We start from the raw sequence: 18,312 nt of genomic DNA, 5'->3' as shown, positions 1-18,312 counted from the left end.
GCCGGGGCTTTTTTTGCGCTCAGGCAAGGACGGGCACGCCTACGGTTTGCATAAGAACGACTACTTGCAGGGAATCAAGGAGTGGGAGACGGCAACAGTTGAGCGGAGCAAATCGTGGGGATCCTGGTTTTTCTCCAGATGTCGTCAGGCCTGCTGCAGCCCCTCTGGCGCACCTTCGAAGGCAAACTCATTCAGGAAGATGCGCTCACCGAACAGGTTGCGCTCGACTTCGTTTAGATCAGCTTCCTTGCAGATGTCGTCCCATCCGTTGCGGATGCTGCCGATTTGCCGGGTGATGATGTCCTTTGCCGCTTGCTCGCCTAGCTGAAAGTTCGGCGCCGCCTCAATGCACGTCGCAAGCTTGCTTGTCCGATTATTCCCAGCAATAAGCATCGCCTGGCTGGCCACGTTCCCGGAACGGCTTTGCGGGCAGATGTCGTAGGCGGGCGTCAAGGTCAGGTGTTTTCCATCCCAGAAGCCTGCATGGTTGCGGGCGTGATCATCAGTGTTGCCGCACAGAATGTTGAACACCAGCCGTCCATACAGCTCGTGCAGCGTCGCCCTCGGCGATGTGAAGCGGTGGCGGATGATTTCCGCGAAGTCTTCATAGCTGGCGTAACGCGCCATCATTTCATCGAGGCCGAACAGCGTGAGCGCCGAAACCATCGCCTTGCGTGTCCAGTCGCCATTCGTCTTCGTGCGGTCGAAGCGCTCGACCAGCAGCACGTCCTTGCCGGCAACCCGTTCAAGGCAGACAGGGGCGACGTTGAGCCCCGCCTTGGCGGCAAGGCGCATGGCGACATATTCCGCCTTTACCACATTGTAGGTATCGGTCGAGGACGAGAACTTGGCGATCATCTTCGTATCGTCGTCCTGGACCATCGCCTTCGGGCGTGCGCCCCCGAGCGACGTTCCGTGAAACAGCGCCTGATCGAGATCGGGCGTCAGCGGCACGCCTTTCTCGACTTTCTCCGCGGCGCTCAGCAGCTCTTCGAGCGTCGCGTTCTGGACCGCGCGCGCCTCGTACTCGGAAGGGGAACGCTGGAAGTCCAGCGCGCCGATACGGTCGGAGCCGGAGGCCAACAGATAGGTCAGATCATCGAGCGCGGCGATATCGACATCCTGGCCCTTGCGTCCGAAGGCCCGGTTCAGGATAACGCGACGGCCCCACGCATCGGGCGCGGCGTCGCGCAGGCATCCGGCCATGCTCAGCCCGGCCTCGGGCGCAATCGCGCCGCTGCGTAGCGGCAGTTCCGGCTCGAAGATCGGTATCGCTTCGGGGCGGTCCAGATAGCTCTGACCGTAGTTGAAGATCAGCCGCTCACCGTCGCGTGCGATGCGACCGGCGACGACCGGTTCTGTCGCGCCGGGTAGCCATATCCAGACATAGGCTTCCTCCGGCGCCTTGGTGTCGGGGCGATCAGAAGTCATCTTTCACCTTTGTCGTTCCCGTGCGGACGGATCTCGGCAGCAGGGTGAGCCTGTCGCGTTCCATCGACAGGTGCCGAGTCAGTGTCGTCGGCTCGGACTCGAACAGGTGCAGCCCGACGATGGCGGCCAACTCGAAGGCCGCGCCGATCGATGAGCCCATTTCGCCTTTCTCGATCCGGTGGACGAGGCCGCGTGAAACATCGGCGCGCTCGGCGACGTCGGCGACCGTGAGGCCGCGCTCTACGCGCGCGTTACGGATCATCAGCCCGAAAAGCTCTACGGCTTCGCGGGCATAACGTGAATAGCTTCTGTGCGCGGGCTTTGCCATTGGTCATTTTTGCTCCATAAACAGGTCGCGAAACGACATTGCGCCCTATTTATAGTTCACAATAGCAGATCTCAAGGTGATTGGACATATGACGTTGCATAAACAGATCATAAGATCACCCAATGATCGGTTTATATAACAAAGAGGGTGCGTGAAGGGCGGGCTTGCGCCCTGGTTTCCCGCCCAATAGATCGTGGGTGTCCCAGTTTTTCTTCGCTTTTTCGCGCTGGTTTTTAATGCCGGCATCTCCAGCGGGTATGGGTTCGGCATCGCACATACGGGCAGCCGGGCCCTAGCGTATCGTCAAACTTATTCCAAAAAAGCAGGCTGCCTCGCATGAACAATTATTCTGGAAAGATCCTCCTCGCCGCCGTGCTGGCCGCCGGCCTCGGCCTGGCCGGGTGCGCTACTTATACCGGGCAAACGACCGATCCCGATGACCCGAACCGAACCCGCACTGGCGCCCTCATCGGAGCAGGCATTGGCGCGGTTGCCGGCTTGCTCAGTGGTGATGACGCCACTGAGCGGCGCCAACGCGCAATGATCGGAGCAGGCGTGGGCGCAATCGCAGGTGGTGCCGTAGGCGTCTATCAGGATCGTCAGGAGGCGGAGTTGCGACGCAGCCTGGCTGGCACCGGCGTGGATGTGGTGCGCGAGGGCGACAACATCACGCTATCAATGCCGGGTGCCATCACTTTCGGTTTTGACTCGGCTGAGGTGCAACCACGGTTTCTCTCGGTGCTCGACACGTTGTCGGACACACTCAACGAATACAATCAGACCGTTATTGAGATTGCGGGCCACACCGATAGCACCGGCTCGCCAGAATACAACCAAGGTCTTTCCGAACGCCGCGCCGCTGCAGTCGACAACTACCTCGGCAACCGCGGCGTGCTGCGCGATCGCACCCTGGTCGTCGGCGCCGGACAAACATATCCCATTGCAAGTAATGCAACCGAAAGTGGTCGCGCGCAGAATCGCCGCGTCGAGATCACCCTGGTGCCGATGCAAAGTTGAGTTATCGCGTCCTATGCCCTCTGGATGGTCCTGGCCGGATTCGTCCTGCTGACTCTCGGAAATTTGCTCAAGGACTTTTGAGGAAGGCCGTCCTGGCCGTCGCTTTGCTGGCCTGGCTGCCGATCTCGGGTGGCGCCGCGTCAACTTCCGTCAAGTCCGACATTCATCGATGCATCGGCGAAGACGACCTTAAGATCTTCACCGATCGCGCCTGCAGCGCGCTGGGGGCACGGGACCGGGCAGAAGAACCTGTCCGACCAGCAGTACTCAACCTGCCCTTGCCGCATTATGACTGCTCACGGAAGATCGATATTTTCCACGACCAGGTCAGTGCCGCGCTTGATTCAGGCGACGTCAACAAGCTTTCCGGCCTCTACCACTGGATGGAAGACACGCCAAACAGTGCCGACATACTGATGGACGAACTGCAAGTCATCAGCAGCCGGCGCCTGGCCGGCATCGAGGTCGAGTCGATCGAACTCGATGGCGAGGAACACCCGACCCGGCTCTGGCTGGACCAGTATGTTCCCGAGCGCCCGGGCCATACCATTCGCACGAATTTCAATCTGGTCATGAACGGCGGTTGCTGGTGGCTGCACCGCTGATGACGAAAGAAACCGGGCACCCATTGACCGGAATGAGCCAGACACTAGCCCATGACCGAATTCGCCTCAGGCTGCCGCCGCAGCGCTCGACACGCCAAATCGCAGCCACCTCGGCCCCATTTTCAGCAAATTATGCTGTCCACCCGGCCGTTACGAGGCCGATTCAGGCCGGAAAATCGTGGGTGTCCTGCTTTTCGGGCCGTCCTGGTTTTCGGTCCTCCTGGTTTTCGGAGGCGTTTATATATGTCCTGGTTCGGTTTTGGATTGACCGGCGTCACAGTGCGCAGCGCGTGATTACCTAGAATAGTAGGCATATTTTCATGGCGGAACATTCCTCCACCCTGCTATGGAAGCCTACGGAGCTTAGCGATGAATCGTCCCGCTCTGCATCACTTTCTCAGTTGGCCTCCCAGGCTGACCTTGCCGGCGTCCTCGCTGGCATTGCTTGCACTGTGGTTGCTTTCGGGTTGTTCTCCCGAGGCCGAATGCGTTGACGCTTCGTGTCCGGATTTTCAGTTTCAAGAAATGCCAACCGATCCAGACTGGGGCTTCATCGGGGCGTTTGCCGCGGCGCGCGAGTGCGCCGTCTGCCATCAGGCCTCGCCGGACGTGCGGGACGTGATGTACCATCAGGGCAAGGACGTCAGCCCCTACACCGGCTGGCGGCATACCATGATGGCCAATGCCTTTGCCGATCCCTATTTTCAGGCGGCCATGGTCTCGGAAACCAGCCTATTGCCACACCTGGCTGGACTGATTGAAGACAAGTGCCTGACCTGTCACACCCCGATGGCGCGCACGCACGCTCACCACACCGGCGAGGGGCTTGACGGGGACGGCTACTATCGCTTCGAGCGGGCACTGGACGACATGCATGCCCGCGAAGGGGTGAGCTGCACCGTATGCCATCAGATCCAGCCTGAAAGCCTGGGACAGCCGGAAAGCTTTTCGGGGAATTACGCAATCTACCCCGATCGGCGTGACATCTTTGGCCCCTACCCGCAGCCGCGAGGTCAGGCGATGCAGAACCAGGTAGCCTATCAGCCGGTGCACGGCCCGCATATCGGCGAATCGGCATTGTGTGCCGCCTGCCATACGCTGTTTACCCCGGTCGTCGACGTCAACTCCAACCAGCCGGCGGGCACCGAGTTTCCGGAACAGACGCCGTTTCTTGAATGGCTCAACAGCGTCTACTCGCCCTCAAACGGCGGGGACACGCACTGCCAGAGCTGCCACATGCGGGAGCCGGAAGCAGGCTACGCCACCAAGATCGCGACACGGATGGGGCGCCGCCCGCCGCGCGGCTGGCCCGTACGAGAACCGTTTGCCTATCATGCCCTGATCGGGGGCAACACCTACATGCTGACGGTATTGCGCGATTTCCGCGACGCTCTGGGGCTGACCGGCACCTCGATTGAAGGTTTCGACACCAAGATCGCCGAATCTCGACAATTCCTGATGTCAAAGGCGGCAAAACTGGAGATTCTGGAGGTCGCACCCGGAAGAAACACCATCGACGTTCCGGTGCGGATTACCAACTGGACTGGCCACAAACTGCCCACCGGATTTCCGGCCCGGCGCATATGGTTGCATGTCAGGGTCAGTGACGAACAAGACGAGGTATTGTTCGAATCGGGTGCAGTCGACGCGCAGGGACGCATCGCACTGGACGCCGAGCATACCCGCGAACACTGCCTGGAAATCGGAAAACAGGCTCCCGCGAATGAATACCGTGATTGCCATGAACCCCATCGGCATGTGATCGATTCGCCGGAGCAGGTTGCCATCTACGAATCAGTCATGGCCGATATCAACGGTCGCCTCAATTATGCGCTGCTTTACGGCAGCGAGTACCTCAAGGACAACCGCATCCCGCCGATCGGTTTCGATCGAAGTCGGGTGGGCGACGATGGCATCACTGCCGTGTATGGGCAGGCGGTCGACGATGCGGACTTCAGCCCAGACTTCCCGAATGACAGCAGTGGTCGTGACTTAGTGCTCTACCGGATCAATGTGCCGGAGCGGTCTGGAACCCTGACCATTCGGGCGCGATTGCTGTACCAGTCGGTGCGCCCGGCTTTCGTTGCAGCACTGCATGGCGGTGATCACGCGCGCATCGATCGCTTCCGGAAGATGTATGCAACCGTCCCGCCTGTACCCGAGACGCTGGCGACAGCAGAGGTCCAGATCAATCGTTGAGTCACCGACGACCATAAAGGAGTCCATAAAGGTACAGCCACGATCTGCAGGAAGATTTCTACGACACAACAAGGCAACATTAGTATAAGCCGACTCGCGGTCTGGTGGCAGACTCGGCGCATGGCGTATCCACGCAGCCAACTGGTTAGCGACGAGGAGAGGCTGATTCAGCCAAGAAAATCGTGGGTGCGTGAATTCACGGAGTCCTGGTTTTCTTCCGTTTTCTTCCTGGTTTTCCTGGGTAGCGAATCGCTATTTCATGTCCACCGTGTGGCTTTCCTCGAAGTAGCGTTCCTCCGTGGGTGTGAGTTCCACTCGGTCGTAACCGGTGACCATCGGCCGGACATGATGCCGGAAGGAACCGCCGGTGGTCAGCAAGTAGACGTGCGCGATCACGAAAGCGAGGATGGCGAAGGCGGCGAGGGTGTGGACGGCCGCGACCCAGGGCAGTGCATCGCCGGCCCAGGGGTAGTGTTCCCAAAAGGCATAGAGCAGGTAAGCCAGGCCGGTGAGCCACACCGCGGGGAAGAGAACCAGCTTGAGTGCCAGGTAGGTCAGCGCCTGGAGCGGGTTGTGCTTGCGCCAAAAGGCCTTGCGGTAGGGATGGCGTTCGCCCCTGAAGATGCCGTAGGCGTAATAGCGGGCGACGCGTCCCAGGCCCTGTGCGGTGGGCACATAGTGGCGCCAGGCGCCGGTAGTGAAATGCCAGAAGATGGCGAACAGCCAGAGCACGATCAGGGCGAGCGCACAGACCGTGTGTACCGTCACCGCGGCACCGAACGGGATCGCCTCGTGCATGCCGCGTATGGCCATACCGGAAAACAGCAGTGCGAAGATCAGCAATGCCTGAGTCCAGTGCCAGAAACGCTCGAAGCGCGAGTAGATCATGATGTTGCGAAGCGCCATCAGGCTCGATTCCTTGTCGCGCGGGAGAACAGTCTCAGCAGCGCGTGGCCGAGCACCCCCAGCAGGGTGCCGCCGACGAGGATCGCGCCGACGATGTCGAGCCAGCGGGTTCCGGTGCCGCCGCCGGGCAGGTAGAAGCCGGCCACGTTGGCCAGCCGGCCGTCGCGGCTGTGGCATTCCCCGCAGGAAACGGCCTGCTCGGCCGGCGCGACCATGTGCGTGATCGGCCAAAACGAGACCGTCTCGACGAAACCGTACTCGCCGCTGTAGGGGATGTCGTAGTCGGCCATGCCGGTTTCGATGGCCGGTTCGAAGTCGTAGTTGCCCCAGAAAGCCGCGTCGTCCAGGCCCCACAGGTGCATGTAGACAAGTTTGTTCAGCTTCTTATCGAATGGCTGGACGGTGTGCATGCGTTTGAAGGGCCACAATCTGGAATCCGGATCGTCGGGTGCCCCCTGGACGGCGTTGATTGGAATGGGCTGGTCGTTCGGGTCGAACTCGGTGTCGATAGTCGTGTAGACCATCTGGCCGTTGAACCAGCGGTATTCGGGCAAGAGATTCTCGCCCCATTCGAAATCGCCCTTGATCGACTTGTAAGTGGGGCGCAGTTCGCCGTTGCCCTGCTCGTAGTCATGAATATTGAAACCCTCGCCGTCGCGAGTCTTGCCGGCAGTTCGCCAGTCCCAGTCGACCTTGGTCGCTACCCCGCCGCGGGCGAAAGTAGGTACGTGGCAGCTCTGACAGGCGACGCGATCGACGTGGTCGTTGAGCTTGACGCCTACCACGCTGTTGGCCGAGTGCGGCGACAGGCCGTGGCAGGACTCGCAGGTCGCCACGCGGCGCCGGAAGCCGGGTCGCCCGGTGCCTTCCGGATCGCTGGCCTGGACGTTATAGCGGCTGCCCGCCACCTGGTGCTGATCGGTGACGTGGCAGGTCTGGCAGTCGAAATCGCCGCCGTCGGGGCTCATGTGCACATCCAGGTTGACTGGCGCATCGATCAGCGAGGAGTCGAGGTCGCCGTGCTTGACCCCGTCACCCCCGCCGCCATAGAAGTGGCAGCTACCGCAGTTCGTTCGACTCGGCATGCCGACACTCTGTGCGACCTCCGGCCAATCGATGGGCGTGAGATCCTCGAACATGATCGAGCAGCCGGGGTGGCCCTGCGAGTTTGGTTGCCTGTAGTAAGTTCCGGTTTGCTCGTGGCAGACGATGCAGTCGATGTTCGACGAATCTGAAAAATCGAAGCTGTCGTCCTTCCAGCCATAGCCGGCATGGCACTGAGCACACATACCCTCGTTGCCCCGCGAGTTGGTGCAAAAATTGTTGATCAGGTACTTCTTGCCCAGCTGCTGGCCGGTCTCGGGATGGGTGTATTCCCAGGTCCAGTGGATAGACTCCTGGAAATGTTCGGCTGTCTCGTTGTGGCAGGAAAGGCAGGCTTCCGTGACTTCCCGGCCGTTTTCGAAGGGCCCCTGCAGGACCTCGTACCGGGAATGATCCACTGCGGCCGCGGGCAGCAGAAAGAAAACGGACGCAAGTCCGCAAACCAGCCATCGGAACATTGTCGCTCTCGCCATCATGGTGCTGGACAGGCTCCTGTCGCGACGGAATACTCCTCCGATCTTTGCCGACGTACTCCCGCGGCATCTTGACCTAGGTCAACAATCGCGGATATGACCGTTGCGTGAAACAGCCCATGCCATTGCATGCCGGCAGCCGGATTGCTACCGATGCCGTTATGCGATCCTGATTATGTATCCGGCTGCTTGCCTGGCGCTTCAGACGTACCGGGCCACGGCCATGCAGACTGCCGACACCGCCAGCAGAACGGCCCCTATACGACCGCCCAGGGTCAGGCGGAACTGCGCGCCCGCCAATTCAGCGCGGGCCTTTTGATCGGGCTGCTCCGTGGCCGACTGTGCGATGGCGATCCGCTGCATCGCCGGGCGCTGCACGAACATACTGACACCGTAGGCAGCGAGGGCCGCCACTACACCGATACTCAGAGTCAGGCCGTAAGACGTGCCGAACCATTCGACCTGCAGGCCACTGGATGCCCGCCAGAGGAGCCAGACCCCGGTCAGGATCGTAATCAGCGCGGCCATATTGGTCACCAGCGGTAAACGAGCCTTTCCGTTGAGATGGCGCATGAACACCGACCCGGGCGCACCAACGGCCCGCGCCGCTGGCGCAAGAAAGCCAGCCATGACGATCGCCGCTCCCAACCAGAACGACGCGGCAAGCACATGTAGCCCGCGAATGAGTACTTGCTCAACAAAGAACATCAATCTCCCTCCTTCCTTGCTTGAACCCACAGGGATGAATAGCAGCCGGTCCGTTCTCTATCGGGCAATAGCCGGCTGCCGAATGACGAATTTACCACCTCGTGGAACCCACTGAGGGTGGATTCGTGAAAGCAGCGCTTCAGCGCGAGCCAAGGCGCGCTTGACGTCGGGTCCACAGAAAGCTATTTACAGAAGACATGAATGACCTTCGCTATCTTGAAGGCCATCAAGCGTAGGCAAGAAGGGGTTTTCATGGATACCTCTACGGGATTTCAATCGCACTACCGGTGCACCAGAGCGCTTACGGCCGCGTTGCACGCCCGTGACCAATACACTCGGGATCACTGTGACCGCGTCGTCGATCTATCACTTCAGCTTTCCAAGGCGATCGGCCTGAGTAAACAGAAAACTGCCCTCGTCGAAATATCCGCGCGCTTCCACGACATCGGAAAGGTCGGCATCCCGGACTCGATCCTACTTAAACCCGCCCGCTTGACCGATAGCGAATGGCAAGTCATGAAGATGCATTCCACGATCGGCGAGCGAATCATGCGCCAAACGGGACTTCCGGGATCCAGTCGTGTGGCACGGGTGATTCGCCATCACCATGAAAACTTCGCCGGTGATGGCTACCCTGATGCCCTGAAGGGCGAAGCCATCCCCATACAATCGCGGATCATCCTGATCGTGGATGCCTACGATGCCATGCGCTCCACCCGGCCGAACCGTCCAGCCAGAAGCCACGATCAAGTCATGGCAATCATGGAGTCGGAGAATGGCTGGAAATTCGATCCGAACCTGTTCAAGTATTTCCCGGCCATTTCCGAACGCCACGCATAGGCATTTATGCGCACCGCAAACTAGCGGCATCACTTGCAACCGGGAACGCAATCACACTCGGCGTGTGTGGCCGACGCTAGCAGACCCGGAGCGAGGGTGCACAAGAGCCTCTTCCGCGGCAACGCCGGCTTGGCGACCTGGCGCGCTCCGACGATGTTCGGACACGCCTTGACACGTGTTATATTATAACAATATCGGCGATTGGCCACTCCATGGGCCAACCAGCCAAACAGCCCATCACGGAGTTGTCCCATGTTCGTATCCACGATCCCCGGCCCCTCAGGCCCTTCTCCTGGGTCAGCCGCGTCAACGGCCATAAGGGCCCTGCTGCTCGTCGTCCTGCTCGGGGCCGTCCACCCGACCCGGGCCGCCGCCTCGCTGACAGTCGCCGTATCGATCCCGCCGCAAGCCTGGATCGTCGAGACCATCGGGGGTGAGCATGTCGAGGTCGAAGTGATGCTTCCTCCGGGAGCGACACCGGCCACCTACGAACCCCGCCCCCGCCAGATGGAAAACCTGGCCCGGGCATCGCTCTATTTCTCCATTGGCGCACCTTTCGAGAAGGGCTGGCTACCGCGCTTCGCCTCGACGAACGAGGCCATGCGCATTGTCGATACCATCGAACACATCATCCGCCGGCCAATGGTCCGTCACAACAACGACGTTCACAGCGAGGACGAAGGCGGCAATGCCGGGGTCGATCCGCATGTCTGGCTTGCCCCGCCACTGGTGCGTTTGCAGGCGCAGATCGTACGCGACGCCCTGATCGCGGCCGACCCGGACCATGCTGCGGCCTACCAGGCCGGATTTGAGCATGCTGCCGCGGAGATCAACGCCGTCGATGCCGAGATTCTCGAAGTGCTGGCTGAGGTTCCAATCGAACGTCGGCGCTTCATGGTCTTCCACCCGGCTTTCGGCTACTTCGCGGAGTCTTACGGCCTGGAGCAGATGACAATCGAAATCGAGGGCAAGGAACCCGCCCCCCGGGAGCTACGTGAGGTGATCGAAACCGCCCGCAACCTCGACGTGGAAGTGATCTTTGTCGAACCGCAGTTTCCGCAGCGCGCGGCGCGGGTGCTCGCCGGAGAGATCGGCGCCGGCGTGGACACGCTCGACCCGCTTAAACGCGACTGGCCGACCGGCATGCGCGCAATTGCCGCCACGCTTGAAGCCAGTCTCGCCAGCTCGAGTGATGCATACCCATGAACGGCGCAGTGCACTCGGACCAGACCATCATCGAGGTTTCCGGACTGACGTTCGGCTTTGATCGCGAGCCGGTGCTGGAGTCGGTGTCGTTCCGTATAAGCAAAGGGGCGTTCGTGGTCGTCATTGGCCCCAATGGCGGCGGCAAGACGACCCTGCTGCATCTGATCCTCGGACTTTACCAACCTGATCGCGGCCGGATCCGGGTCTTCGGCGAGGAACCTGGCCGGCACCCGCAGCGGACCGGTTATGTTCCGCAGCACGGCAACCTCGCGCCGGGGTTTCCGGGCACGGTTGAGCAGGTCGTCCTCATGGGACTGCCACATGGTGGGCGGCACGGTCCCGGATTCCGACGGGACGAGCTGGATCGCGCAGCCGAAGCCATGCAACGCGCTGGCATCCTCGAACTCGCCCGGCGTTCCTACGGCGCCCTTTCCGGCGGCCAGCGCCAACGCGCGCTCATCGCGCGGGCGCTGATCACCAAACCCGAACTGCTGCTGCTCGACGAGCCGTTCTCCAATATCGACCCCTATGGTCGGGCATGCATCCACGAGATGCTCGAGGATCTCGGCACTAGCTTGACCCGCGTCATGGTCAGCCATGACCTCGGGATCACTCGGCAGTCGGTGAGCCAGGTGCTGGCGATCAACCGCATAGCGCTCTCCGGCGAAGGGCCCTGGATCACCGACGAGATGCTGGAACTGATGTACGGCCGGCATGACGAGCGCTGCCCGATGAGCGAGCACCTGCTGGTTGGCTACGGAGGCCGGAGCGCGTGATCGATCTGGAACTGTTCTCGCACGCATTCGTCCAGCGAGCGCTGATCGCTGCCGTGCTGATCAGCATTGCCGCAGGCATCGTCGGGGCACTTGTCGTGGTCAATCGATTGGTGTTCATGACCGGCGGCATTGCCCATACCGCCTATGGCGGCGTTGGTACCGCCATCTACGCCGGCTGGCCGGTTCTACCGGTCACCGGCGTGTTCACCGCGCTCGCCGCCCTGTTGCTGGGTATCCTTAGCCTACGCCGGCATGAACGCACGGACACGCTGATCGGCATCATTTGGGCCGGCGGCATGGCCTTTGGACTGATCATGGTTGATCTGTCTCCCGGTTATCAGGCCGGGATGATGACTTATCTGTTCGGGAGCATCCTCGCGGTCTCCAGTCAGGATCTGTGGATCATGGCGATTATCGACCTGGCGATCGTGGCTGCCGCCGTGTACTTCTACCGCGACATCCTCTCTATGTCATTCGACCCCGTCTTCGCCCGAACGCGAGGCATCCCCGTAACCAGTCTGTACCTGATGCTTCTGATCCTGGTGGCGGAAACCGTGGTGATTATGATCCAGGTCGTGGGCCTGCTGCTGGTCATCGCTCTACTAACCCTGCCGCCCTATCTCGCGCAGCACTTCACGCGGACGCTGGGTGGAATGATGCTCGCCTCCGGTCTGTTCGCCCTGCTCTTTTCCCTGTCCGGGCTGTGGGTAAGTTACCACTTCGACATCGGTTCGGGGCCGGCAATCATCGCCACGGCCACCGTGATCTACCTGCTCATCGCCGGCTCGAGCGCTGCAATCCGGCGAGTCAAGCGAACGCCGGATGCCCACCAAAGCTCGCCCAGCCAATCGCCGTGAAACGCAGGCCGTCTGGCATCCGGGCATCACTTGACATTCCAATATGGCCGGTGCGCGACTGCACTCGCTCGCCAGTCAGGAATCCGACTGCTCGGGCAACGCAGCATTTCAGCTCGAGGCTGAACCCGCCGGCGAATTCGTCGGAACCCTGGCTCAGACTCGACGAATTTGACTAGAAGCGATTGGCTGGAATCCTGAAGTAGCTGTTGCCATCGGCCTCCGGTTCCGGCAGGCGGCCGCCGCGCAGGTTGACCTGCAAGGCATGCAGCATTCGATCCGGAAGCGAAAGTCCGGCATCACGTTCATCCCGCAATTTCATGTAGTCCTCCCGACTCGTGCCGCCGCCAACATGCGGGTTGTCAGCCTTGTGTTCGGCCACGGTCGCCTCCCAGGCCGGCGCCTCGCGATCGCCGACCGGCGGATAATCATGACCGATGAACAGTCGGGTTTTCTCGGGCAGGGCAAGGATGGCGTTCAGGCTGTCGTATAACGCGCTCGACGATCCACCGGGGAAATCCGCGCGCGAGGTACCGACATCGACGTGCATGAAGGTATCGTGGACGAAAGCCGCATCGTCGCCGACCAGAAAGGTAATCGACCCCAACGTGTGCCCGGGCGACAACATCACCCTCACATCGAGCTCTCCGAACTTGAAGGTATCGCCGTCCTCGAAGAGGTGATCGAAATCCCGATCGGGATCGAAACCGCCGGGCATGTTATAGAGATCTTCCCACATGTCGCCGATCTCGCGCACCTTGGCACCGATGGCGTTGGACGCACCGGTCTGTTCCTTCAACCAGGCCGAAGCCATGAAATGATCTGCATGAGGATGGGTATCGAGAATCCATTCCACCTCCAGACCCTCCTGCTCGACATAGTCGAGCACCGCCTGAGCCGACCGGGTCGAAGTACGTGCGCTACGTGGGTCAAAATCGAGAACGACATCGATCAGGGCGGCCTTCTTCGTGCCCTCGTCCACCACGACGTACTGAATGCTGCCGGTGTCAGCATCGTAGAAGCCGGTCACGCGCGGTGAGAATGCGCCCTGGCTTGGACTGATACGACTAAACATGACATCTCCTTCAGCCTCAAAAGCTATTTATTACTTATGTCTAATGTAGCATTCTGTCTGTATCGCGACCATGATTTTTCCGGTCGATGTTCAGCCATAGAAGAGAATGTTCAGCGGGAATCCAGGACGGGAATCCAGCCAGCGGGAATCCAGGACACCCACGATCTGTGGGGAATCCAGGACACCCACGATCTGTAGGAGTTTTCCTACAGCCCGACGCGGGATTCTGAGGATTGGTCAGTGCCCGATCGGGTGGCAAGATCAGCGCATGGCCTATCCGCGCAGCCAGCTGGTCAGCGATAAAGAGCCCGGCTTCTACCATTGTGTGAGTCGATGCGTCCGTCGGGCGTTCTTATGCGGCATCGACGAGCACTCGGGCAAAAGCTTCGAGCACCGACGCCAGTGGATCGAGGATCGCATCATCCAGTTGGCCGATTCCTTCTCGGTCTCCGTGTATGCCTACGCCGTCATGAGCAACCATTTCCACGTGGTTCTGCGTAGCGATCCCCGGGTGCCCTGGCAGTGGTCAGATCGGGAGATCGCAGAGCGCTGGCTGGCGATCTTTCCCGGTTCGATCAGCAATCGCGACGACCCGGCCTGCCTGGAGCGAGCCACGCTCGCCCTACTGAGCAATGCCGAGCGTCTGGACGTCATCCGCCAGCGCCTCAGCTCGATCAGCTGGTTCATGCGTGCGCTCAACGAACCGATCGCCCGCATGGCTAACCGGGAGGACGGCTGCACGGGCCGTTTCTGGGAGGGTCGATTCAAGTGCCAGGCGCTGCTCGACGAGCAAGCGGTACTGTCGTGCATGGCCTACGTCGATCTGAACCCAGTGCGAGCCGGAATGTGCGAGACGCTTCGCGACTCCGAACATACCTCCGTGCGATACCGAATCGAATCGACTCAAAACGCAATTGGAAAGGCGCTTGGCCGTCGTTTTCAGGAGCAGGCACTCAAGCCGGTCGCCGGGCTGGATGTCGAGGCGCTAGCCGAGCTCACGGAATCCAGCTACATAGATCTGGTTCGCTGGACCGGGCTCCAGGCCCATCCTGAGAAGCGCGGCAAGCTATCCGCCACCGAGGAAGCGCCGCCCGATGGTCTATGGAGCGTCTCCAACCACCCCCGCGAGTGGATGCGGCGCGTTCAAGGCACAGAGAGTCGCTACTACCGGGCGATCGGGTCAGCCGAGGCGTTGATGCTCAAGGCTGCCGACCTGGGCCAGAGCTGGATGAAAGGCGTTTCCGGCGAGTTCGCGCTCAAGAAGCTACGAGAACAGCCAGTCCCCTGGTGACGTTCTCCTGACCTGGAATTTCGATTGACCGGAATGAGCCGGGTGCCAGCCCGTGCGCGAAATTGGCTTCAGACCACCGGCAGACGGCTTGATACGCCCAATCGCAGCCAATTCAGCCCCAATTTCCGCAGACTTCTATCTCCGGACGACCACGGAGAGGATGATTTAGCCAGGAAAATCGTGGGTGTCCTGATTTTGCTGATTTTGGTCATGATGCCACCTCCCGATGCCGTATTCCCGCAGATTCTCTGCATACAGGCTTGCCTTGCATTCTGAACGCCAAACCGCCCAATGCATCGCCATGACTTCCACGCTTGGATGATGCCCGTTGGTTGATGGCTTTGAGGGAACGGCGCTAGCGAGGCCTGGCCATTCTGCTGGCCGGTCGGCTACGTGACACGCGTCACGCCATTTATGCGCCTATTCTAATATATGTGGGTTAGACTCTCCTGTCCGTTCAGGATTTTGCGCCTGAAGGATTCCAGTTTCACATCAGAGAGAGCGTATGTATCAGCGTTTGATTGCGTTTTGCCTGGCGTTCGTGGCTGCCGCCGCTTCGGCGGACGCGGTTCACCAGACCAAGGGCGATTTCGAGGACAAGTTCCGCCAGCTCGATGAGGTTTTGCCCACGCCCAACGTGTACCGTAACGCGGCCGGCGCGCCCGGGCATCGCTACTGGCAGCAGGAAGTCGACTATGTCATCGACGCGAAGCTGATCGAGGACGAGCGTCGGCTCGAAGCCAGCCAGACGGTGACCTACACCAATCATTCGCCCGATACGCTGAGATACCTGTGGTTGCAGCTCGATCAGAACCGTTTCCGTCCGGATTCGATCGCCGAGCGAAGCACGGCTTTCGGCGGCATCGGGCGACGCGGGCCCAAGACCGAGGAAGCGGGTAGTGACGAGCCGGCGCGCATCAGCCTCGACGAATTGCGGCGCAGGCACTGGATGGCCGACACCGAGCTCGGCTACGAGCTGGGGGCCGTCGTCGACGACAAAGGCAACGAACTTGCGGCCACGGTGGTGGGAACCAACCTGCGCCTCGATCTCGCCGAGCCGATTGCATCCGGTGAGTCGGTGACGTTTTCGCTGGACTACGCCTTCAATATCCCGGAAGAGAATCCGGTGGTTGCCCGCGGCGGCTACGAGCATTTTCCCGACGATCCGCGCGAGGGCGGCAACGACATTTTCCAGCTGGCGCAGTGGTTTCCGCGCCTGCACGCCTATACCGACTACGAGGCCTGGACCAACAAGCCGTTCCTTGGGCGTGGCGAATTCACGCTGGAATTCGGCGACTACGATGTGTCGCTGACCGTGCCGGCCGACCATATCGTCTCGGCCACCGGCACCCTGCACAATTCCGACGACGTGTTGACCGATGAACAGCAGCGTCGGCTGGAGCGGGCCGAGGATGCCGAGCGCCCGTTGTTCATCGTCACTGAGGAAGAGGCGCTGGAGAACGAGAAGGCGGCCACCGACGAAACGAAGACCTGGGAATTCCGGGCGGAGAACGTGCGAGACTTCGCCTGGGCGTCGTCGCGCAAGTTCATGTGGGATGCGAAGGGGCACCGGCAGGAAGGCGCCGAACATCCGCTGGTCATGGCCATGTCGTTCTATCCCAAGGAAGGCGGTGAACTGTGGAAGAAGTACTCCACCGAGGCCGTCATTCACACCATGGACGTTTATTCGCGGTTTTCGTTCGATTACCCGTATCCCGTCGCGCAGTCGGTCAACGGGCCGGTCGGCGGCATGGAATATCCGATGATCACGTTCAACGGGCCGCGCACGACGCTGCAGGACGACGGTAGCCGCACTTACTCGCTGGCCGAGAAACGCTACCTGATCGGCGTGGTCATCCACGAGATCGGCCACATCTACTTTCCGATGACGGTCAATTCCGACGAGCGCCAGTGGACGTGGATGGACGAGGGTTTGAATAGCTTTCTCGACGGCGTGGCCGGGCGCGAATGGGACCCGGAGATTCCTTGGGGCGTGGAGCCGCGCGATATCGTCGACTACATGAAGTCCGAGGTGCAGGTGCCGATCATGACCCAGTCCGACAGCGTGCTCAAGCTGGGTCCCAACGCCTATACCAAGCCGGCCGTCGCCCTGAACATTTTGCGCGAGACCATTCTCGGCCGCGAGTTGTTCGACTTCGCGTTTCGCGAGTACGCCCGTCGCTGGAAGTTCAAGCGACCCACGCCGGCCGATTTCTTCCGCACCATGGAGGAAGCCAGCGGCGTGGACCTGGACTGGTTCTGGCGCGGCTGGTTCTACTCCACCGACCACGTGGACGTTTCACTCGACCGAGTCTACAAGCTACGGTTGGATACGAAAAACCCTGATATCGACTTCGATCGCCGGCGCCAGGAAGAGATGGACAAGCCGCCGTCGATCACGGTCCGGCGCAACCGACAAGAGCGCGATCTGTGGGTCGAGCGCAATCCGGACGTGACAGACTTCTACGACGAGAACGACCGATTTACCGTCACCAATGAAGACCGCAATACCTATCACGAATGGCTGGCCGGGTTGGAAGACTGGGAACGTGAAGCGATGGATCGCGCCGTCGAAGAAGATCGGAATTACTACGTGCTGGAGTTCTCTAACCTGGGCGGCCTGGTCATGCCGATCATCCTCGAGCTGACCTACGTCGACGAGACGACCGAGATGCTGCGCATTCCGGCCGAAATCTGGCGACGCACACCCAAAGAAGTCAGCAAGCTGCTCGTTAGCGACAAGGAGCTCAAGCAGGTCGTTGTCGATCCGTATCTCGAGACCGCTGATGTTGACCTCGAGAACAATCATTATCCGCGCCGCATCATCGAGTCGCGAATCGAGGCGTTCAAGGAAGAAGAGGGTGATGATTTCGAGGACCGCGACATCATGCACGACATCAAGGCCGAGCTGAAACCGATGGAGTCCTTCGAGGAAGAAGAGGGCGGCAGCTGATGCGAGTCGTCCTGTCGGTCTTGTGCCTGGTGCTGCTGCTCGGCGGCGTCTCGAGCGTTGGCGCGCATCAGCAAAAATCGGCGATCACGCGGGTGTTGTTCAATGAGCGCACCGGCAATGTCGAAGTTATGCATCGCTTCCAGCTGCACGATGCCGAACATGCCGTACGCGAGATCTTCGGCGGCGAGGCCGATATCCTGGCCTCGGAAGCCGTACGCGAGCGCTTTGCAGCTTACGTCGGGAAGCGCTTCGAATTGTATTCTGATAACCGCCCGCTGGAATTGTCAGCGGTTGGCACGGAAATCGATGGACGGTTTCTCTGGGTCTACCAGGAAACGCCAATTCCGGAAACGCTATCTTCGCTGACCATTCGCCACGAAGCCTTGCGCGACATCTGGCCGGCCCAGGTCAATCTGGTCAACGTCGAGCGGGGCCAGGATATCCACAGCGTGAATTTCGAAGGTGGGCGCCATGAAGTCGATATCGAGCTGGTGCCATGAGGGACACTACTGGGACGGTGATCGTGTTCGCTGGGTGTCCTGGTTT

Annotated in this window: 16 protein-coding genes; 10 read left to right on the top strand and 6 right to left on the bottom strand. The window is 60.6% G+C overall.

What is annotated here, in order from left to right; translation table 11 throughout:
• Positions 1–144 precede the first annotated feature (144 nt).
• Complete coding sequence (locus tag ACDC66_RS08005; protein WP_376696180.1) at positions 145–1,431, bottom strand: type II toxin-antitoxin system HipA family toxin; 1,287 nt, start codon at positions 1,429–1,431, stop codon at positions 145–147.
• Complete coding sequence (locus tag ACDC66_RS08000) at positions 1,421–1,759, bottom strand: helix-turn-helix transcriptional regulator (protein ID WP_376696179.1); 339 nt, start codon at positions 1,757–1,759, stop codon at positions 1,421–1,423. The genes ACDC66_RS08005 and ACDC66_RS08000 overlap by 11 nt, the downstream gene beginning before the upstream one ends.
• 336 nt (positions 1,760–2,095) lie before the next feature.
• Between ACDC66_RS08000 and ACDC66_RS07995 the strand changes: the two genes are divergently transcribed.
• The 3 genes from ACDC66_RS07995 (at position 2,096) to ACDC66_RS07985 (ending at position 5,580) form a co-directional block, all read left to right on the top strand.
• Entirely contained in the window at positions 2,096–2,776 is a 681-nt protein-coding gene (locus ACDC66_RS07995) for an OmpA family protein (protein ID WP_376696178.1), read from the top strand.
• A 77-nt stretch (positions 2,777–2,853) separates the two neighbouring features.
• Positions 2,854–3,381, top strand: coding sequence for a hypothetical protein (locus tag ACDC66_RS07990; protein WP_376696177.1), 528 nt, complete (start codon positions 2,854–2,856; stop codon positions 3,379–3,381).
• 525 nt (positions 3,382–3,906) lie between these two features.
• Positions 3,907–5,580 carry a hypothetical protein gene (locus ACDC66_RS07985; RefSeq protein WP_376696176.1) on the top strand — a complete coding sequence of 558 codons (1,674 nt, stop codon included), beginning with the start codon at positions 3,907–3,909 and terminating at the stop codon, positions 5,578–5,580.
• A 252-nt stretch (positions 5,581–5,832) separates the two neighbouring features.
• On the opposite strand, the gene ACDC66_RS07980 is transcribed toward ACDC66_RS07985, so the two are convergent.
• From ACDC66_RS07980 to ACDC66_RS07970, 3 genes are all read right to left on the bottom strand, one after another.
• Positions 5,833–6,486, bottom strand: a complete 654-nt coding sequence (locus tag ACDC66_RS07980; RefSeq protein ID WP_376696175.1) for a cytochrome b/b6 domain-containing protein — start codon at positions 6,484–6,486, stop codon at positions 5,833–5,835.
• Positions 6,486–8,048 (bottom strand): tetrathionate reductase family octaheme c-type cytochrome, encoded by a 1,563-nt coding sequence (locus ACDC66_RS07975; RefSeq protein ID WP_376696174.1) that lies wholly within the window; start codon positions 8,046–8,048, stop codon positions 6,486–6,488. The genes ACDC66_RS07980 and ACDC66_RS07975 overlap by 1 nt, the downstream gene beginning before the upstream one ends.
• Before the next feature lie 216 nt (positions 8,049–8,264).
• Positions 8,265–8,771 carry a DUF2269 family protein gene (locus tag ACDC66_RS07970; protein ID WP_376696173.1) on the bottom strand — a complete coding sequence of 169 codons (507 nt, stop codon included), beginning with the start codon at positions 8,769–8,771 and terminating at the stop codon, positions 8,265–8,267.
• Positions 8,772–8,972: 201 nt separating this feature from the next.
• On the opposite strand from ACDC66_RS07970, the gene ACDC66_RS07965 reads away from it, so the two are divergent.
• The 4 genes from ACDC66_RS07965 to ACDC66_RS07950 all read left to right on the top strand — a co-directional run bounded on the left by ACDC66_RS07965 (position 8,973) and on the right by ACDC66_RS07950 (position 12,450).
• Positions 8,973–9,611, top strand: coding sequence for an HD-GYP domain-containing protein (locus ACDC66_RS07965; protein WP_376696172.1), 639 nt, complete (start codon positions 8,973–8,975; stop codon positions 9,609–9,611).
• Positions 9,612–9,863: 252 nt separating this feature from the next.
• On the top strand, positions 9,864–10,817 hold the full coding sequence (locus ACDC66_RS07960; RefSeq protein WP_376696171.1) for a metal ABC transporter solute-binding protein, Zn/Mn family: 954 nt from the start codon (positions 9,864–9,866) through the stop codon (positions 10,815–10,817).
• Positions 10,814–11,593, top strand: coding sequence for a metal ABC transporter ATP-binding protein (locus tag ACDC66_RS07955; RefSeq protein WP_376696170.1), 780 nt, complete (start codon positions 10,814–10,816; stop codon positions 11,591–11,593). Before ACDC66_RS07960 ends, ACDC66_RS07955 begins: the two co-directional genes overlap by 4 nt.
• Positions 11,590–12,450, top strand: a complete 861-nt coding sequence (locus ACDC66_RS07950) for a metal ABC transporter permease (protein ID WP_376696169.1) — start codon at positions 11,590–11,592, stop codon at positions 12,448–12,450. The genes ACDC66_RS07955 and ACDC66_RS07950 overlap by 4 nt, the downstream gene beginning before the upstream one ends.
• A gap of 172 nt (positions 12,451–12,622) precedes the next feature.
• On the opposite strand, the gene ACDC66_RS07945 is transcribed toward ACDC66_RS07950, so the two are convergent.
• Positions 12,623–13,522, bottom strand: a complete 900-nt coding sequence (locus ACDC66_RS07945; RefSeq protein ID WP_376696168.1) for an MBL fold metallo-hydrolase — start codon at positions 13,520–13,522, stop codon at positions 12,623–12,625.
• 268 nt (positions 13,523–13,790) lie between these two features.
• On the opposite strand from ACDC66_RS07945, the gene ACDC66_RS07940 reads away from it, so the two are divergent.
• The 3 genes from ACDC66_RS07940 (at position 13,791) to ACDC66_RS07930 (ending at position 18,266) form a co-directional block, all read left to right on the top strand.
• Positions 13,791–14,813, top strand: a complete 1,023-nt coding sequence (locus ACDC66_RS07940) for a transposase (protein ID WP_376696167.1) — start codon at positions 13,791–13,793, stop codon at positions 14,811–14,813.
• Positions 14,814–15,318: 505 nt separating this feature from the next.
• Positions 15,319–17,766, top strand: a complete 2,448-nt coding sequence (locus ACDC66_RS07935; RefSeq protein WP_376696166.1) for a M1 family metallopeptidase — start codon at positions 15,319–15,321, stop codon at positions 17,764–17,766.
• The gene (locus ACDC66_RS07930; protein WP_376696165.1) at positions 17,766–18,266 is read left to right on the top strand and encodes a DUF6702 family protein; all 501 of its coding nucleotides are present in this window, start codon (positions 17,766–17,768) and stop codon (positions 18,264–18,266) included. Before ACDC66_RS07935 ends, ACDC66_RS07930 begins: the two co-directional genes overlap by 1 nt.
• Positions 18,267–18,312: the final 46 nt, after the last annotated feature.

Source organism: Wenzhouxiangella psychrophila, from assembly GCF_042310375.1.
Taxonomy (GTDB): domain Bacteria; phylum Pseudomonadota; class Gammaproteobacteria; order Xanthomonadales; family Wenzhouxiangellaceae; genus Wenzhouxiangella.
This window is presented reverse-complemented; position numbering and strand designations above follow the sequence as displayed.